General features: G+C 63.0%; 13 protein-coding genes and 1 pseudogene. 7 read left to right on the plus strand and 7 right to left on the minus strand.

Translation table 11 applies throughout. The features are described 5' to 3' along the window. Window positions 1-53: 53 nt before the first annotated feature. Window positions 54-974, plus strand: a complete 921-nt coding sequence (locus tag KI235_RS26345) for a histone deacetylase (RefSeq protein ID WP_003205826.1) — start codon at window positions 54-56, stop codon at window positions 972-974. Window positions 975-1,250: 276 nt separating this feature from the next. Then, on the plus strand, window positions 1,251-2,486 hold the full coding sequence (locus KI235_RS26350; protein WP_028237286.1) for a TIGR03862 family flavoprotein: 1,236 nt from the start codon (window positions 1,251-1,253) through the stop codon (window positions 2,484-2,486). A gap of 121 nt (window positions 2,487-2,607) precedes the next feature. Here KI235_RS26350 and KI235_RS26355 read toward each other — a convergent pair whose 3' ends face one another. Together KI235_RS26355 and yedA are read right to left on the minus strand one after the other, a co-directional pair. Continuing rightward, window positions 2,608-3,945: a DEAD/DEAH box helicase gene (locus KI235_RS26355; protein ID WP_212795364.1), complete on the minus strand. Its 1,338-nt coding sequence runs from the start codon at window positions 3,943-3,945 to the stop codon at window positions 2,608-2,610. 58 nt (window positions 3,946-4,003) lie between these two features. Then, the gene (gene yedA / locus KI235_RS26360) at window positions 4,004-4,906 is read right to left on the minus strand and encodes a drug/metabolite exporter YedA (protein ID WP_003205832.1); all 903 of its coding nucleotides are present in this window, start codon (window positions 4,904-4,906) and stop codon (window positions 4,004-4,006) included. Between the two features lie 161 nt (window positions 4,907-5,067). Here yedA and KI235_RS26365 point away from each other — a divergent pair, with 161 nt between their 5' ends. Next, window positions 5,068-5,520 carry an Lrp/AsnC family transcriptional regulator gene (locus KI235_RS26365; RefSeq protein ID WP_003205835.1) on the plus strand — a complete coding sequence of 151 codons (453 nt, stop codon included), beginning with the start codon at window positions 5,068-5,070 and terminating at the stop codon, window positions 5,518-5,520. Window positions 5,521-5,738: 218 nt separating this feature from the next. Here the strand turns inward: KI235_RS26365 and KI235_RS26370 are convergent, their stop codons facing one another. The 3 genes from KI235_RS26370 to KI235_RS26380 form a co-directional block, all read right to left on the minus strand. Then, window positions 5,739-6,350 (minus strand): 3'-5' exonuclease, encoded by a 612-nt coding sequence (locus tag KI235_RS26370; protein ID WP_003205836.1) that lies wholly within the window; start codon window positions 6,348-6,350, stop codon window positions 5,739-5,741. Between the two features lie 21 nt (window positions 6,351-6,371). After that, window positions 6,372-6,851, minus strand: coding sequence for an NYN domain-containing protein (locus KI235_RS26375; protein ID WP_013694260.1), 480 nt, complete (start codon window positions 6,849-6,851; stop codon window positions 6,372-6,374). 128 nt (window positions 6,852-6,979) lie between these two features. After that, on the minus strand, window positions 6,980-7,744 hold the full coding sequence (locus KI235_RS26380; RefSeq protein WP_027912149.1) for a DUF2076 domain-containing protein: 765 nt from the start codon (window positions 7,742-7,744) through the stop codon (window positions 6,980-6,982). Between the two features lie 174 nt (window positions 7,745-7,918). Here KI235_RS26380 and KI235_RS26385 point away from each other — a divergent pair, with 174 nt between their 5' ends. Together KI235_RS26385 and KI235_RS26390 are read left to right on the plus strand one after the other, a co-directional pair. Further along, entirely contained in the window at window positions 7,919-8,581 is a 663-nt protein-coding gene (locus KI235_RS26385; protein ID WP_003205840.1) for a YciC family protein, read from the plus strand. 90 nt (window positions 8,582-8,671) lie between these two features. Then, window positions 8,672-9,751, plus strand: a complete 1,080-nt coding sequence (locus KI235_RS26390; protein ID WP_013694261.1) for an endonuclease/exonuclease/phosphatase family protein — start codon at window positions 8,672-8,674, stop codon at window positions 9,749-9,751. Between the two features lie 129 nt (window positions 9,752-9,880). On the opposite strand, the gene hrpB is transcribed toward KI235_RS26390, so the two are convergent. Next, a complete protein-coding gene (hrpB, locus tag KI235_RS26395; protein WP_003205845.1) occupies window positions 9,881-12,397 on the minus strand; it encodes an ATP-dependent helicase HrpB in 2,517 nt (838 codons plus the stop codon). Between the two features lie 95 nt (window positions 12,398-12,492). On the opposite strand from hrpB, the gene KI235_RS26400 reads away from it, so the two are divergent. Together KI235_RS26400 and KI235_RS26405 are read left to right on the plus strand one after the other, a co-directional pair. Further along, window positions 12,493-12,912, plus strand: coding sequence for a hypothetical protein (locus KI235_RS26400; protein WP_003205846.1), 420 nt, complete (start codon window positions 12,493-12,495; stop codon window positions 12,910-12,912). A gap of 28 nt (window positions 12,913-12,940) precedes the next feature. Beyond that, window positions 12,941-13,834: a cation diffusion facilitator family transporter gene (locus KI235_RS26405; RefSeq protein WP_027912153.1), complete on the plus strand. Its 894-nt coding sequence runs from the start codon at window positions 12,941-12,943 to the stop codon at window positions 13,832-13,834. 223 nt (window positions 13,835-14,057) lie between these two features. Here KI235_RS26405 and KI235_RS26410 read toward each other — a convergent pair. Continuing rightward, window positions 14,058-15,067: pseudogene (locus tag KI235_RS26410) on the minus strand (DUF6515 family protein). Between the last annotated feature and the right edge of the window lie 215 nt (window positions 15,068-15,282).

The raw sequence follows: 15,282 nt of genomic DNA on the forward strand, positions 1-15,282 counted from the left end.
CCAGAGTCTACATCGCTGGTAGGATCCGTCACTCAATCACTACTGAAAACACCATGTCGCTGCCGCTTATCTATCACGAAGACTACAGCCCTGACTTCCCGGCGGAACACCGTTTCCCCATGGACAAGTTTCGCCTGTTGCGCGATCACCTGGTGGACAGCGGGCTGACCCGCGACGCCGACCTGCTGCGCCCGTCGCTGTGTCCGCCGGACATCCTCGCCCTGGCCCACGACCGTGCGTATATCGAACGCTACATGGGCGGCGAGTTGTCCCGTGAGGACCAACGGCGACTTGGCCTGCCCTGGAGCGAAGCCCTCGCCCGCCGAACGGTGCGCGCCGTGGGCGGCTCGCTCCTGGCCGCCGAACAAGCCCTTGAGCATGGGCTGGCCTGCCACCTGGCCGGCGGCACCCATCACGCCCACTACGACCACCCGGCCGGGTTCTGCATCTTCAACGACCTGGCGGTGATCAGCCGCTATTTCCTGGCCAGCGGCCGAGTCTCGCGGGTGCTGATTTTCGACTGTGATGTGCACCAGGGCGACGGCACCGCCCGAATACTCCATGACACCCCGGACGCCGTGACAGTTTCCTTGCACTGCGAAAAGAATTTTCCTGCACGCAAGGCGCAAAGCGACTGGGACATCCCCCTGCCGATGGGCATGGAAGACGCGGCTTATCTGAAGGTGGTGGACGATGCGCTCAACTACTTGCTGCCGCTCTATCAGCCGGACCTGGTGTTGTATGACGCCGGCGTAGACGTACACAAGGATGACGCCCTCGGCTACCTGAAACTGACCGACGAAGGCCTCGCCGCCCGGGACGAGAGCGTCATGCGCCATTGCCTGGGGCGCGATATCCCGGTGGTCGGCGTGATCGGTGGCGGCTACAGCAAGGACCGCCAGGCCCTGGCCCGCCGCCACGGAATCCTGCACCACAGCGCACAAAGGGTCTGGACGTCATCAGGTTGTCACTGAAACCTGGGCTTTACCCACAATGCCTGTGGAGCGGCCTGTGGATAACCTGAGCGAAACGACCTACAGGCTATGCTGCCTGTAGCGTACAGAGGCTTGGCTGTTTTTTGATCACCTCTTTGAAAGCACCACCCACCCCCTGTGGGAGCGAGCTTGCTCGCGATAGCGGAGGGTCAGCTACATGAATGTCACTGACACACCGCTATCGCGAGCAAGCTCGCTCCCACAAAGAATTGTGCTGGTAGAATGCCCCGCCTACCCCAGCCCCCAGTTCAAATCATGACCTCGACCGCCAAGCCTTCCGCCCCAAACGTCGCCATCATCGGCGGCGGCCCCGCCGGTCTGATGGCGGCCGAGGTGCTAAGCCAGGCAGGCCTTCAAGTCGACCTGTACGACGGCATGCCCTCGGTGGGCCGCAAATTCCTGCTGGCCGGCGTGGGCGGCATGAACATCACCCACTCCGAAGCCTTCCCGGCCTTCCTTTCCCGCTACGGCGAACGTGCGCCGAACATTGCCCCGCTGCTGCGGGCATTCGGCGCCGAGCAATTGTGCGAATGGATTCACGGGCTGGGCATCGACACTTTTGTCGGCAGCTCCGGGCGGGTATTTCCTACCGACATGAAAGCCGCGCCACTGCTGCGCGCCTGGCTCAAGCGCCTGCGCGATGCCGGCGTGGCGATCCACACGCGCCACCGCTGGCTCGGCTGGAACCCCGATGGCAGCATGCGCATAGCGAGTCCGGAAGGTGAGAAAACGCTACGCCCCGACGCGACACTGCTGGCCCTGGGCGGCGGCAGTTGGTCGCGCCTGGGCTCCGACGGCGCCTGGATGCTGCCGCTGGAACAACGCGGTGTGACCCTGGCGCCATTGCAACCGAGCAACTGCGGGTTCGAGGTAGAGGCCTGGAGCGACCTGATGATCAGCAAATTCGCTGGCGCCCCGCTGAAGAACATCGCCATCGGCCTGAACGACGATGTACCGCGCCTCGGCGAATGTGTGATCACCACCACCGGCATCGAAGGCAGTCTGATCTACGCCCTGTCGGCAGCGATTCGCGAAGCTATCAACCAACACGGCAGCGCGACGATCCATCTGGACCTGCTGCCGGGCCGGCCTGTGGATAAGATCCAGCAAGCCCTGAGCAAGCCACGCGGCTCCCGCTCGATGGCCAAGCACTTGCACAGCCAGTTGGGGATCGACGGCGTCAAGGCCGCGCTGTTGCGTGAGCTCACACCGGCCGAGTGCTTCACTGACCCGGCGCGGCTGGCCCAGGCGATCAAGGCCCTGCCGCTCACTCTGGTGAAGACCCGCCCCTTGGACGAAGCCATCAGCAGCGCCGGTGGCGTGACCTTCGAGGCCCTGGATGAACGCCTGATGCTCAAGCAATTGCCCGGCGTGTTCTGCGCCGGGGAAATGCTCGATTGGGAAGCACCGACCGGCGGCTACCTGCTTACGGCGTGCTTTGCCAGTGGCCGCGCAGCGGGGCTAGGCATGCTGGAATTCTTGAGGCAGTGATCGTTCCCATGCTCTGCGTGGGAATGCTTCTGCGGACGCTCCGCGTTCGGCTTTTGGGACGCAGAGCGTCCCGGGCGGCATTCCCACGCAGAGCGTGGGAACGATCACTAATGCCTTAATATCAGGGTTTTTTCTTACGCGGCCCGGTATTGAACACCGGTACTTTGCGCACAGGCTTGACCGAAGGCTCCACCGGCGAGGCATCACCGCTGTCCACCCACTTGCCCAGGTTGCGCTTGCCGCCGCCACCGGAGGTTTTCGGTTTCTTCGGCTTTTTCGGTTTCTTGATCACCTGGCCACTGGCGTCGGTGTCCGGAACCCGATGCTCAGGCTCGAAATCCTGTTCCATCTGACGAGTCAGCGTCTGGCGCGTCAGCATCTCGATGGCCGACAGCAGGTTCACTTCGTCGGCGCAGACCAGGGAAATCGCTTCCCCGGTCGAGCCCGCCCGACCGGTACGGCCGATGCGGTGGATGTAGTCCTCGGCGACGATCGGCAGGTCGAAGTTCACCACCAACGGCAAATCCTCGATATCCAAGCCACGGGCGGCGACGTCGGTCGCCACGAGGATCTGCACTTCGCTGGCCTTGAAGCGGTCCAGCGCGCGCTGGCGGGTGGCCTGGGGTTTGTCACCGTGGATGCCGTCGGCGTTGACGCCCAGGCCCTGGAGTTTCTCCACCAGCGCATCAACGCCACTGCGGGTCTTGGCAAAGACCAGCACCTGCTTCCACTTGTTCTTGCGCATCAGGTGCACGAACAATTCCGGCTTGCGCTTCTTGTCCACCGTCACCACCCATTGCTTGACGGTGTTGGCGGCGACGTTGCGCGGGCTCACTTCAATGCTCAGCGGATCGTTGAGCATCTGCCCGGCCAGCAGGCGGATCGCGTCGGAGAAGGTCGCCGAGAACAGCAGCGTCTGGCGCTTCTTCGGCAGTGCCTTGTAGATATTCGCCAGTTCCTCGGAGAAGCCCAGGTCGAGCATGCGATCGGCTTCGTCCAGCACCAGGGTCTGCAGCTGATTGAACTTCAGCGCGTTCTGGCGGAACAAATCGAGCAGACGCCCTGGCGTGGCGACCAACAGGTCGACGCCTTTGCGCAACTTCATCATTTGCGGGTTGATGCTGACACCGCCGTACACAGCGTAGGTGCTCAGCGGCAGGTTTTGCGCGTACTGACGCACGCTTTCATGGACCTGCTCAGCCAGCTCACGGGTCGGCACCAGGATCAGCGCTCGCACCGAGTTGGCCGCGACCTTCGGCCCTTCGGTGGTCAGCAACTGCAACAGCGGCACGGCGAAACCGGCGGTCTTGCCGGTGCCGGTCTGGGCCGCGGCCATCAGGTCACGACCGGCCAGCACCGCCGGCATGGCTTGGGCCTGCACTGGGGTCGGGGTCTGGTAACCGAGCGTCTCGAGGGCGCGCAGCAAGGGTTCGATCAGGCCAAGGGTGGCGAAAGTCATGGAAGTACCGTAGGAAAAATCAGCGCAAGGTGTGCAATGCGCGGCAGTTTACCCTAAATCAGGAAGCGGCCGGCGCAGGCTTGGGTTTGCGCCACTGCGGCAAACCGATCAACACCACGGCACTGATGATCACCAACATCGCCAGACTTTCTTCAGCGCCAATGGTTTCACCCGCGAACACGATCCCCAGCAACACTGCCACGGCTGGGTTGACGTAGGCATAACTGGTGGCCGCCGCCGGACGCACATGCTTGAGCAGGTACATGTAGGCATTGAAGGCAACGATCGAGCCGAAGCAGGTCAGGTAAGCCAAGGCAAACCAACCTTCCAGCGGCGGCATGCTGTCCAGGTGCTCGCCGCTGGCCACGCTGCCGATCAACAGCACCACGCCGCCTACCAGCATTTCCACGGCACTGGCCATCGCCCCTGCCGGCAACGGCACGTGTTTGCTCAGCACCGAACCGAAGGCCCAGGACGCCGCCGCGAATACCAGCAAGGTCGCACCCAACGGGCTGGACTGCAGGTTGGAGCCCAGGTTGAGCATCGCGATGCCAATCAACCCCAGCACAATCCCCGCCCATTCCAGACGGGTATTACGCGCGCCCCAGAAATATCCGCAGAGCAAGGTAAACAAAGGCACCGTCGCCACCGCCAACGCCGCCACCCCGGACGCCACGCCAGTGTGCTCGGCCACACTGACCGCGCCGTTGCCGAAACTGAGCAACAACACACCGATGATGGCCCCGGCCTTCCATTGCGCCCAGGTCGGCGCCGGTGCCCCGCGCCAGCGCAGGAAGCCATACATCAGCGAACCGGCCAGCACAAAACGAATCCCGGCCAGCAACAGCGGCGGCCAATGCTCCACACCGATGCGAATCACCAGGTAGGTCGAACCCCAGATGACGTACAAGGCAAAAAAGGCAGCAATCAACGGCAAGGGAAAACGGCGTGGGCCGGGCATGTTCAGCTCGAAGTCAGGACAATGAGAGACGTTATTCTAGAAAGGCGACAGACGGAAAATAAGTTACAAAACCTGTTTATCCGAGCCGTACACTTTTCAAAACACGGATATCAACGCTATAAATCGTGTTTTCGAAAGTCACACCAACAGGAAGCCATACCGTGGATAAATACGACCGCATGCTGCTCAGCGCCCTGTTGGAAAACGGTCGTGCGTCCTACGCCGAACTGGCCCGCAAAGTAAACCTGTCAGCCCCGGCCGTGGCCGAGCGGGTCAGCAAACTGGAAGCCAGCGGCGTCATCACCGGTTATCAAGCCAAAGTCGACATGGCGAAGATCGGCCTGCCGGTGCAGTGCGTCATCGAATTGCGGATGAACCAGCATGGCAACCAGAAGACCTACGACGAACTGTGCAAGATCCCGCAACTGACCGAGTGCCACCGGGTCACCGGAGACCCGTGCGTGATCATGCAAGCGGCGGTTGGCTCGATGCCGGAACTGGAAGAGCTGATCAACCGCATCGCCAAGTTCGGCTTCAGCAAGACCTCGATCGTGCTGTCCAGCGCCATTGAAAAGCGCGTGCCGTTGGGGCAGTTGGAAGGCAACGGGAAGTAACACTGATCGAAACTGTGGGAGCGAGCTTGCTCGCGATAGCTTTGGATCAGCCAACCTCAATGTCGACTGACACACCGCTATCGCGAGCAAGCTCGCTCCCACATTGGATCTTCAGTGGGCACAGGGTCTGGGTGTTGCCGGGATCTGGTGTGGGAGCGAGCTTGCTCGCGAAAGCGGCCTGTCTGACACATCACTCCCACAGTTGCTTTGTGGTGTGTTTAGAACCCGCGATGCCGCTTGAGGTGCTCGTTGATCTTCGCCGCCGGCACTTTCTGCAAACTGCACAACAGATCATGGGACAACTCCCGCAGCCCATGCTTTTGCCGCAATTGCGAAGCCAGGTGCGCGGTGAGGTTGGCGGCCATTTCGGCGTCGGCCATGGCCCGGTGAGCCTGGCCGGTATGGGGCAGGCCGGCGAACGTGTTGAGCGTGCCGAGCTTGTGGTTCGGCGCCGCTGGCATCAGGCGCCGGGCCAGCAACAGTGAGCAGGCAAAATTCTGCAGGCGGGTGCGCTTGATTCGCCCCAGTTCGAAATCCCAGAACTTCTGGTCGAACGCAGCGTTGTGCGCCAGCAGCGGCGTGATGCCGACGAATTCGTTGACCTCGTTCATCACCTTTTCCGCCGACGGGGCGCTGCGCAGCATGGCGTTGCTGATGCCGGTCAGTTGCTCGATAAACGCAGGGACGCGCACACCGGCATTCATCAGGCTCTGGTAGCGGTCGACGATCCGGCCTTGCTCAAGCATCACCACCGCGATTTCAGTAGCCCGGCAACTGCTGCTCGGGGTGATCCCGGTGGTTTCAAAGTCGATGACTGCGATGCGTTCCAAACCTTTTGAACTCCGTGAAAATCAATTCTTGAGCAACAACGCGCCTTCGATGGGCACGTAGCGGCTGGCAGCGCGGATCAGCGAGTTGGCGGTCAACCCCGGCACACCATAGGCCACGGCCTGTACGCCGTGTTTTTGGATGATGCGTTCGAGCAGCATGTCGAAATCGCCGTCGCCGGAGGCCAGCACCACTTCGTCGACGTGGTCGGCGGCGTCCATGATGTCCAGCGTGATGCCCACGTCCCAGTCGCCCTTGGCCGAGCCGTCGCTGCGCTGGATGTAGGGCTTGAGCTTCACGATAAAGCCCAGGTTGCGCAGGATCTGCTGGAATTGCTGCTGCTTGCTGTCACCGCGATCGATCGCGTAGGCATAGGCCTCGACGATCTGCCCCTGCTTGCTGACATCAGCCCACAGCGCGGCATAGTTGAAATGGCAACCGTAGGCTTGGCGCACGGTGTAGTAGAGGTTCTGGACATCGGCGAACACTGCAATTTTTTTCACCGCGTTTCCTCTTGGATGCACACGCACGCAGACCACCTGGGCCGAAAAGTCGCCCAGTATGCCAGCCCGAAGGATTGTTCCGCGAATAATCGCCCCGAGGCGCCTGTGCGCCCCGGACGAATGGCAGGTCAGACGAAGGAGTCGTCGTCGCCGAAGGAAGATGAATCGTCGCTGTAGTCCGCGTCGCTGAAACCGCCCGGGTCATTACCATAGCCGTCGTTATCGGCCACCCGTTGGTCATCGCCCCAACCGTTGTCGCCGCTGTTGGCGGTGTCGTTGACCGGTTGAGCCGGCTCCTCCTTGATGACCTCGACGATTTCCTGGGGTTGCTGGTTACTGTGGAACAGGCTGCTGATGCCTTGGGCCAGCATCACACCGCCGGCCACGCCTGCCGCGGTTTTCAGGGCGCCGCCGAGGAAGCTGCCCGCAGCCGGGGCCTGCTGTTGCGGTGCGCCATAATTGCCGGGCGGCGCGCCGAAGCTCTGTTGGGGCTGGGGCTGGGCATTGAAGGACGGCTGTGCCGGTTCGCGCCAGCCTCCCCCACTGGACGTCGGTGTGCTTGCCGGGCGTGAATCCCGGGCGCTGCCACCAAAAATGCTCGACAGAAAGCCTCCGCCACCGCTGGGTGCCGATGGCTGGGAACGGGCCCGTTGCAGCTCGGCCTGCAATTGCTCGACCTGCTGGGCGAGTTGCTTGTTCTGTTCATCGAGGCGCTTGATCGCGGCCTCCTGCACCAGAATCGCCTGGGCCATGAAATAGCCCGCCGCTGGCTGGCTGGCCAGGTGTTCCTTGATCCGCGCCTCGGCCTGGACGTCGCGCGGGGCTGAATCCTTTTCGGCCTGTTGCAGCCGTGAAAACAGTCCATCGATCAGGGTTTGTTCTTCGCTGTTCATGGCGACCTCATTAGATTGCCGGGTAGAAACCATTCCGGTCCAGAAGACCGGTGCCCACCAGTAATGGGGCTCGCCGCAAAGGTTTCAATGGTCTTTACCTGATGTTTACGTTTGCTTGTGCGGGCGCTTGATCGGTTAAAGTGTCGGACCGCTTTTGAACTGCGATACCGACTCATGAATCCGTTTGACGTGCTGCGCGACTCTTTGTATTTCTTCAAGCGCCATCTGGGCCGGATCGCCCAGCTGTGCCTGCCGCTGGTCATACTCGAGGCCTTGCTGCAGCAAGGCGTGGACAGCGCCGTCGGCCCCGAGGGTTTCCCCGGCTACAGCGTGATCGTCGGGCTCTTGGTGTACCCGTTGTACACCGCCGCGTTGATCCTGTTTCTCGACGCCCGCAGCCGCGGTGAAGCACCACGCACCCGTGACCTGCTCGCAACGGCCCTCACCCTGTGGCCACGCTTTGCCTTGCTGACGGCCCTCAACACGCTGTTGATCCTGGTGGGGCTGTCGTTGTACTTCCTGCCGGGCCTGTGGCTGATGGTGACCCTGGCCTTCAGTGAATACCTGTTGGTCCTCAGGGGCCTGACACCCCTGGCGGCGATGAAGGAAAGCCTGAACATGTCCCGCGGCAACTTCTGGCGGGTCCTGCTGTGTATTCTCTGTGTGATGGGCCCGCTGTGGCTGCTCAAGGGCGTCAGCGTCTCGGTGTATCCACCGCCTCAGAACCCTGTGCTCAGCCTGCTGATCGACAGCGTCCACAGCTTCTTGCAGCTGTTCACCAGCGTGGTGCTGTTCCGCATGTTCATGTTGATCGAAGCCAAGCCTGACAACCGCTGATCGCACACTGCGAAGGCCCTGGGCTTGGGCTTGAGAACCGCTCTCGGTTATGCTCGGGATCACTTTCGCGTTTCGCCCATAAGCCGAGCCATGACCCGTCTACTGCGCTACACCTTGCTGGGCCTGCTGTTGATCCTCAGCCTGGCCGCCCTGTCGATCTACGGCCTGACCTGGCGGCCACAGCCCCGGGAAACCTTGCCGGTCAGTTGCACCGCCAACGCAGCACCGCTGGCGCCCGGCCAGGCCTTGAAGGTGATGACCTGGAACGTCCAGTTCCTCGCCGGCAAACGCTACGTGTTCTGGCACGACCTGGCCCAGGGCAACGATGAAAGCCCGACCCTGGAAGACATGGCCTTCAGCCTCGACGAAGTGGCACGGGTCATCCGCGACGAGCAACCAGACGTCGTGCTGCTCCAGGAACTGGACAAGGGCGCCAAGGCCAGCGATTACCAGGACCAGCTCAAGCTGTTGCAGGAGCGGCTGGCCGACCTCTATCCGTGCGGCACCAGTGCCTTCGACTGGAAGGCCGATTTCGTCCCCGATCCGCACATCTTCGGCAGCGTCGGCCGGCAACTGGCGACCCTGAGTCGCTACCGCATCGACCATGCCGAACGGGTACAACTGCCGGTGGCCGACACCAACATCATCAGCCGTCAGTTCCAGCCGAAAAATGCCTTGTTGGTGAGCTATCTGCCGCTGAGCGGCGGCGGTCAACTGGCAGTGCTCAACACCCACCTGGAACGGGCCACCGAGCCGGACGAAACCCTGCCCAGACAAATCACCGCCGTGGCCAAGGCCCTGGATAAATTCGAATCCGCTGGCACACCCTGGCTGATCGGCGGCGACTTCAACCTGCTGCCCCTGGGCCAGTACCGACGCCTGCCGACCGAGCAACGCACGCCCTACTCCGCCGACAGCCCTCTGCACCTGCTGTGGGACAAATACCCGATGATCCCCACCAACAACGAGGCCAGCGGTATCGACCGCGAACACTGGCTGACCCACTACCCGAACGACCCCGGCCTCAACGGCCCCGACCGCACCGTCGACTACCTCTTCTACAGTCCGCGCCTCAAACGGGTCGAAGCCCAGGTAAGGCAGGACGACACCTTGCGTATCTCCGATCACTTGCCGGTGATTGCGCGGTTCCTGTTGCCGGCAGCGCCTTAGCCCTTTGTGGGAGCCGAGCTTGCTCGCGATTGCGGTGGATCAGCAGCACGGTCATTGACTGACACACCGCTATCGCGAGCAAGCTCGGCTCCCACAGAGTTTGTATTTCATATCCTGAATATCCTCAGCTCACTTACGCGGCTTGACCCGCGCCGTCGCCTCCGCCACCAGCGGATCGTCCGGCCAGTAATGCTTGGGATAGCGCCCCTTGAGGTCCTTCTTCACCTCGGCGTAGGTGCTGCGCCAGAAGTTCGCCAGATCCTGGGTGACCTGCACCGGCCGGCGCGCCGGTGACAGCAGGTGCAACTTGACCACCTGGCGCCCGCCAGCGATGCGCGGGGTGTCGGCCAGGCCGAAGAGCTCCTGCAAGCGCACCGCCAGGATCGGCGGATGCTCGCTGTAGTCCAGGCGGATCGACGACCCCGAGGGCACGCTCAAATGGTGCGGCGCCAATTCATCCAAGCGTTGCGGCAGGGGCCAGGGCAACAGGTTGTGAACGATGCTCGACAAATCCAGGTTGGCAAAATGGCTGAGGCGCGAGACTCGGCCCAGATACGGCATCAACCAATGCTCTAGGCTGCCCAGCAATGCGCCATCGCTGACATCCGGCCATTCGCTCTCGCCCTTGGCGTCCAGGTCCAGGCGACGCAGCAGCGCCACCCGCGCCTGCCATTGCCGCAGTTCCGGGGTCCAGGGCAATAACTCCAGGCCCTTGCGCCGCACCAGGTTCACCAGGGCCTGGCTACGGGCCGACTCATCCAGGCCGGTCAGCGGTTCACGGCTGAGCACCAGTTCGCCAACCTTGCGCTGGCGCTCGGCGCGCAGCACGCCTTCGCGCTCGTCCCAATCCAGTTGATCCACAACACGGACTTGTTCGGCCAATACCGAATCGAACAGCGCCGGGTCGAAATCCGTCGCCAGGTAGATCCGCTCTTCGCGCTGGCCCTGACGGCTGCCCAGGTCGGCGATCACCAGCCACGCTTGTTTCATCAGGCTGTCAGCCTCGGCAAACAGCGCCGCACGGCCGTTGGCCAAACGATATTCGGCGCCGCCGGGCCGGCGTTGCTGGGCGACGCGGTCCGGGTAGGCCAGCGCCAGCAACGCACCAAGCCAGCGCGGATGATCGGGATCGGCCACGGCTTCTTCGGCTTTACCTCGCAGGTAACCGCGATATTGCCGGGCCAGTTGTCGCGCCCGCTGCACCCCGCCCTGGGCGCCGCGCGCTGCGCGTTCTTCGCCGGACAGCAAGGCCAGGCGACTGTGCAGATCCGCGCCGGCGCCACGCAGAATATCGCGCTCGCCCAACAGTGCGGCGACGTTGCAGGCCATGTCCGCCAGCCCCAGCGCCTGACCGCGCAACAGCAAATGAGCGATACGCGGGTGGGCCGGCAGCTCGGCCATGGCCTGACCATGGCGAGTCAGTTGCTCGCCTTCCAACGCGCCCAGGCGTTGCAGCAGGTCCTGGGCCTGGGCATACGCAGCGGTGGGCGGAATGTCGAGCCAGACCAATTGCTGCGGCGTCACGCCCCAGCGTCCCAACTGCAGGGCCAATCCAGCCAGGTCCGCCGACAGAATCTCCGCGCTGCCGTAGGCGGCCAATTGTTCATGCTGGTCTTCGGACCACAATCGATAGCAGACACCAGGCTCCAGACGCCCGGCCCGACCAGCCCGCTGGGTAGCGCTGGCTCGGGAAATGCGCTGGGTGTCGAGTCGGGTCATGCCGCTGCCCGGGTCGAAACGCGGCACCCGGGCCAGACCGGCGTCGATCACCACCCGCACGCCATTGATGGTCAGGCTGGTTTCAGCGATGTTGGTGGCCAGCACCACTTTGCGCTGGCCGAGTGGCGCGGGGTCGATGGCGGCGCGCTGGGCGGCGAGGTCCAGTTCGCCGTGCAATGGACAGAGCAACACATTGCCACCCTCGCCCAAGGCCTCGGCCAGTTGCTGATGGACCCGGCGGATCTCGGCCTGCCCGGGCAAGAACACCAAGACGCTGCCGGTTTCATCCCCCAGTGCATCCAATACGGTCTGCACCAACCGCGGCTCGATGAACTCGCCGGGCTGGAACGGCCGGCCCCAACGCACCGTCACCGGGAACATGCGGCCTTCGCTGCGCAGGATCGGCGCGTTGTCCAGCAACCCGGCCAGGCGCTCACCTTCCAGGGTGGCGGACATCAGCAGGATCTTCAGTGGCTGGTCTTCGCGAAACAGCTCCCGACCGTTGAGACTCAGGGCCAGGGCCAAGTCGGCGTCGAGACTGCGTTCATGGAATTCATCGAAAATCAGCAACCCCACGCCTTCCAGCGCCGGGTCGTCCTGCAAGCGCCGGGTGAGGATGCCTTCGGTGACCACTTCAATGCGGGTCTTGGGGCCGACCTTGCTGTCGAGGCGAATCCGGTAGCCGACGGTTTCACCGACCTTTTCCCCCAGTTCACTGGCCAGCCGCTCGGCCGCCGCCCGTGCCGCCAGGCGCCGGGGTTCGAGCATCAGGATGGTCTGCCCGGCCAGCCAGGGCTCGTGCAACAAGGCCAGGGGAACACGGGTGGTTTTACCGGCACCGGGCGGCGCTTCGAGCACGGCTTCGTGGCGCGATGCCAAGGCTTGACGCAGGGCGGGTAAAACTTCATCAATCGGCAAAGAAATCATGCTGGCTCCAAAACAGAGGGCCGAGTATAACGGCGAACTGTTTAGCGTGGTCTGGACTCCAACCAGCAACGCCTTTACCTGTTCAGGAGATTGCTATGCGTATTCCCTTTCGCGTGATCGGTGGCGTCCTGGTCGCCTCCTTGCTGACTCAAATCAGCGCCTGTGGCTCGATCTTCTACCCGGACCGTCGCGGCCAGATCGATGGCAAGATCGACCCGGCGATTGCCGCGCTCGACGCCGTCGGCCTGCTGTTCTACATCATCCCCGGCCTGATCGCGTTCGCCGTGGACTTTGCCACCGGTGCCATTTACTTCGAGCCGGGCAAAAGCGTCCAGATCGAACCAGAGAAACTCAAGCCAGCCATCAACCCCGACGGCACCGTCAATAACCACGTGTTGCAGGCGATCCTGGAACGCGAACTGGGCCGCAGCTTCCCGCTGGACGATCCTCGGCTGATCCAGCACAAGGGCAGCGCGCAACAACTGGCCGCCCTCGGCCTCAAACCTTCCGCATGACAGGCGCCGCTCAAGGAACGACCGCACCATGACCACCAGCATCGAACACGCCCGTCTGCTGCGCCTGGCCACCCGGGCGTCAGTGGCCGTGGCGCTTACCCTGGTCGTCGCCAAGGCCCTGGCCTGGTGGCTGAGTGGCTCGGTGAGCATGCTTGCCGGCCTGACCGACTCGGCACTGGACGGCGTCACCTCGCTGCTCAATCTGCTGGCGGTGCATTACGCGCTGCGCCCCGCCGACGATGATCATCGCTACGGTCATGGCAAGGCCGAATCCCTGGCCGGCATGGCCCAGGCGCTGTTTATCGGCGGCAGTGCGGTATTGATTGCCTTGCAGGCTTTCGAGCGGCTGAAAAACCCGGTGCCGGTCGATGCCCCCTGGCTGAGCGTCGGCGTGATCGTGTTTTCCCTGGGGCTGACCCTGGCGCTGCTGGCGTTGCAGCATCGGGTCATCCGCGCCACTGGCTCCAACGCCGTGCGCGCCGACTCGCTGCACTATCGCTCCGACCTGTTGCTCAACGGCAGCATCCTGGTGGCGCTGGTGCTGGCCGGGTTTGGCTGGTATCAACTCGACGCCTGGTTCGGCCTGGGGATCGCCATTTACATTCTGTGGAGCGCCGTCCAGATCGCCCGGGAAAGCTTCGCCGTGCTGATGGATCAGGAACTGCCGCCCGACGTCAGCCAGCACATGCTGGAACTGGCCTGCGCCGTGCCCGGCGTGCTCGGTGCCCATGACCTGCGTACGCGGATCTCCGGCAACCACTGGTTCGTGCAACTGCACCTGGAGTTGCCGGGGGAACTGACCCTGTCAGTGGCCCACGGCATCAGCGACCAGGCCGCCGATGCGATCCATCATGCTTATCCGAAGGCCGAAGTGCTGGTGCATGCCGATCCGTCGGAAGTGGTGCAGCGCGCCAGCGCCTGATACCCCCGAGGTTCGAACACAAAACCTGTGGCGAGGAGCCCTGTAGGAGCTGTCGAGTGCAACGAGGCTGCGATCTTGTCCCTGGCTATTGAATCGAAAGCGAAAGAGCAAGATCAAAAGATCGCAGGCTTCGCCAGCTCCTACAGAGTCCAGCGGGGCGGTGCGACGTTTCGCTAAATCCCCTCGCCACAAGAAGCAGCGTCCGCACGATCTTTACCGCATCTCAGTACGTCACCTGATATCCACGACTGCTCAAGCAACTGCCCTGGGCCTGGCGATAGGTCTGCACCACTTCCGGTGCCGGTGGGTAACTGTAATTGCGCGGGTCGAAACCGCTCTGCTGCACCGCCCAGCGATAGCAGTCGTAGCCATCCTGGTTGACCTGCTCGGGCGACTGGCCGTTAGCCGGGTAGGCCACCACGTCAAAGCTGTTGCCTTGCGGTTGAGGCTGCGGGTTGGCCACGGGCGGCTCGACCACGACGTAGTCCTGGGTGCTGGCTTCATAGATGTAATAGGCGCCGGCAGCGAGAAAGAACAGCGAGCTGCCGATCCACACTTCCCTGGCGTAATCGGGCAGGTAACGGGTACGGATGCCCCGCGGTGGCTCGACCACGATGTAACGCGGCCCTTGAGGGCGATACCAGTAGCCGCCCGAGTAGAAATAATCCTGGCCGCGATAGGGCACGCGGTAGTTGCGATCCGGGAAACGGTCGATCACGTAACCCGGGCGATACTGCGGCCCCGGCCCCAGCCGTTGCCATGGCCGTCCGGTCGACCGGGCCAATGCTGCTCGGGACGATTGTCGTGGCTTGGGCGTGGCCCGCCGTTTGGATAACCGTCGTTGCGACGCGGGACATCGCGGTAATACCCTGGTTGCGGTTCGCGGGTCTGGGTCACGCTGTCGGGCCGGCCCTGGATCGGCAGGTTGTTGCCGGGTTGCGGCTGCGGACGACCATGGTCGTTGGGGTCTTGGGGGCCACGATCATAGCGCTGGCCGCCCTGGTATTGCGGCTGTGGCTTGACCTCGAACTGACGACTGTTGTCGCCCCGAATGATTTCGTTGCTCTGCGGCCGCGGCTGGCCCGAGTAACCCTGGCCGTTGCCGCCGCGTCCGTCCTGACCACGACCGCCGTCGGGGCCGCCACGGTTTTGCTGATCGTCGGCCATTCCCTGCGCACTGACACTTGCCCACAACAGACCAACACCTGCCAAACGCCAGATGCGCGACTTCATGAAATTCCTCACAACGGTTCAGGGCCTGATAGTAAGACTGGAAAAGCCCAGGCCGGTTCTGCGATAGGTTATCAGCCACGGGGTTTATTTCGCAGGCATTAAAAAAGGGAGGCCCGTCGGCCTCCCCTTGAGAATTTCGTCCGTGCTCGACGCTTATGACGTCGGCTCACCTCACGCCGTCTTCTGGACAGTGTGCAGCTCGGGGGTCTGCCAGT

It is taken from the genome of Pseudomonas sp. St386 (assembly GCF_018325865.1).
Taxonomy (GTDB): domain Bacteria; phylum Pseudomonadota; class Gammaproteobacteria; order Pseudomonadales; family Pseudomonadaceae; genus Aquipseudomonas; species Aquipseudomonas brassicacearum.

Bases quoted from the DNA above. Each gene is read 5' to 3' on its own strand.
- KI235_RS26345 (WP_003205826.1), top strand. From the start codon at position 54: ATGTCGCTGCCGCTTATCTATCACGAAGACTACAGCCCTGACTTCCCG.
- KI235_RS26350 (WP_028237286.1), top strand. From the start codon at position 1,251: ATGACCTCGACCGCCAAGCCTTCCGCCCCAAACGTCGCCATCATCGGC.
- KI235_RS26355 (WP_212795364.1), bottom strand. From the start codon at position 3,945: ATGACTTTCGCCACCCTTGGCCTGATCGAACCCTTGCTGCGCGCCCTC.
- yedA (WP_003205832.1), bottom strand. From the start codon at position 4,906: ATGCCCGGCCCACGCCGTTTTCCCTTGCCGTTGATTGCTGCCTTTTTT.
- KI235_RS26380 (WP_027912149.1), bottom strand. From the start codon at position 7,744: ATGAACAGCGAAGAACAAACCCTGATCGATGGACTGTTTTCACGGCTG.
- KI235_RS26385 (WP_003205840.1), top strand. From the start codon at position 7,919: ATGAATCCGTTTGACGTGCTGCGCGACTCTTTGTATTTCTTCAAGCGC.
- KI235_RS26390 (WP_013694261.1), top strand. From the start codon at position 8,672: ATGACCCGTCTACTGCGCTACACCTTGCTGGGCCTGCTGTTGATCCTC.
- hrpB (WP_003205845.1), bottom strand. From the start codon at position 12,397: ATGATTTCTTTGCCGATTGATGAAGTTTTACCCGCCCTGCGTCAAGCC.
- KI235_RS26400 (WP_003205846.1), top strand. From the start codon at position 12,493: ATGCGTATTCCCTTTCGCGTGATCGGTGGCGTCCTGGTCGCCTCCTTG.
- KI235_RS26405 (WP_027912153.1), top strand. From the start codon at position 12,941: ATGACCACCAGCATCGAACACGCCCGTCTGCTGCGCCTGGCCACCCGG.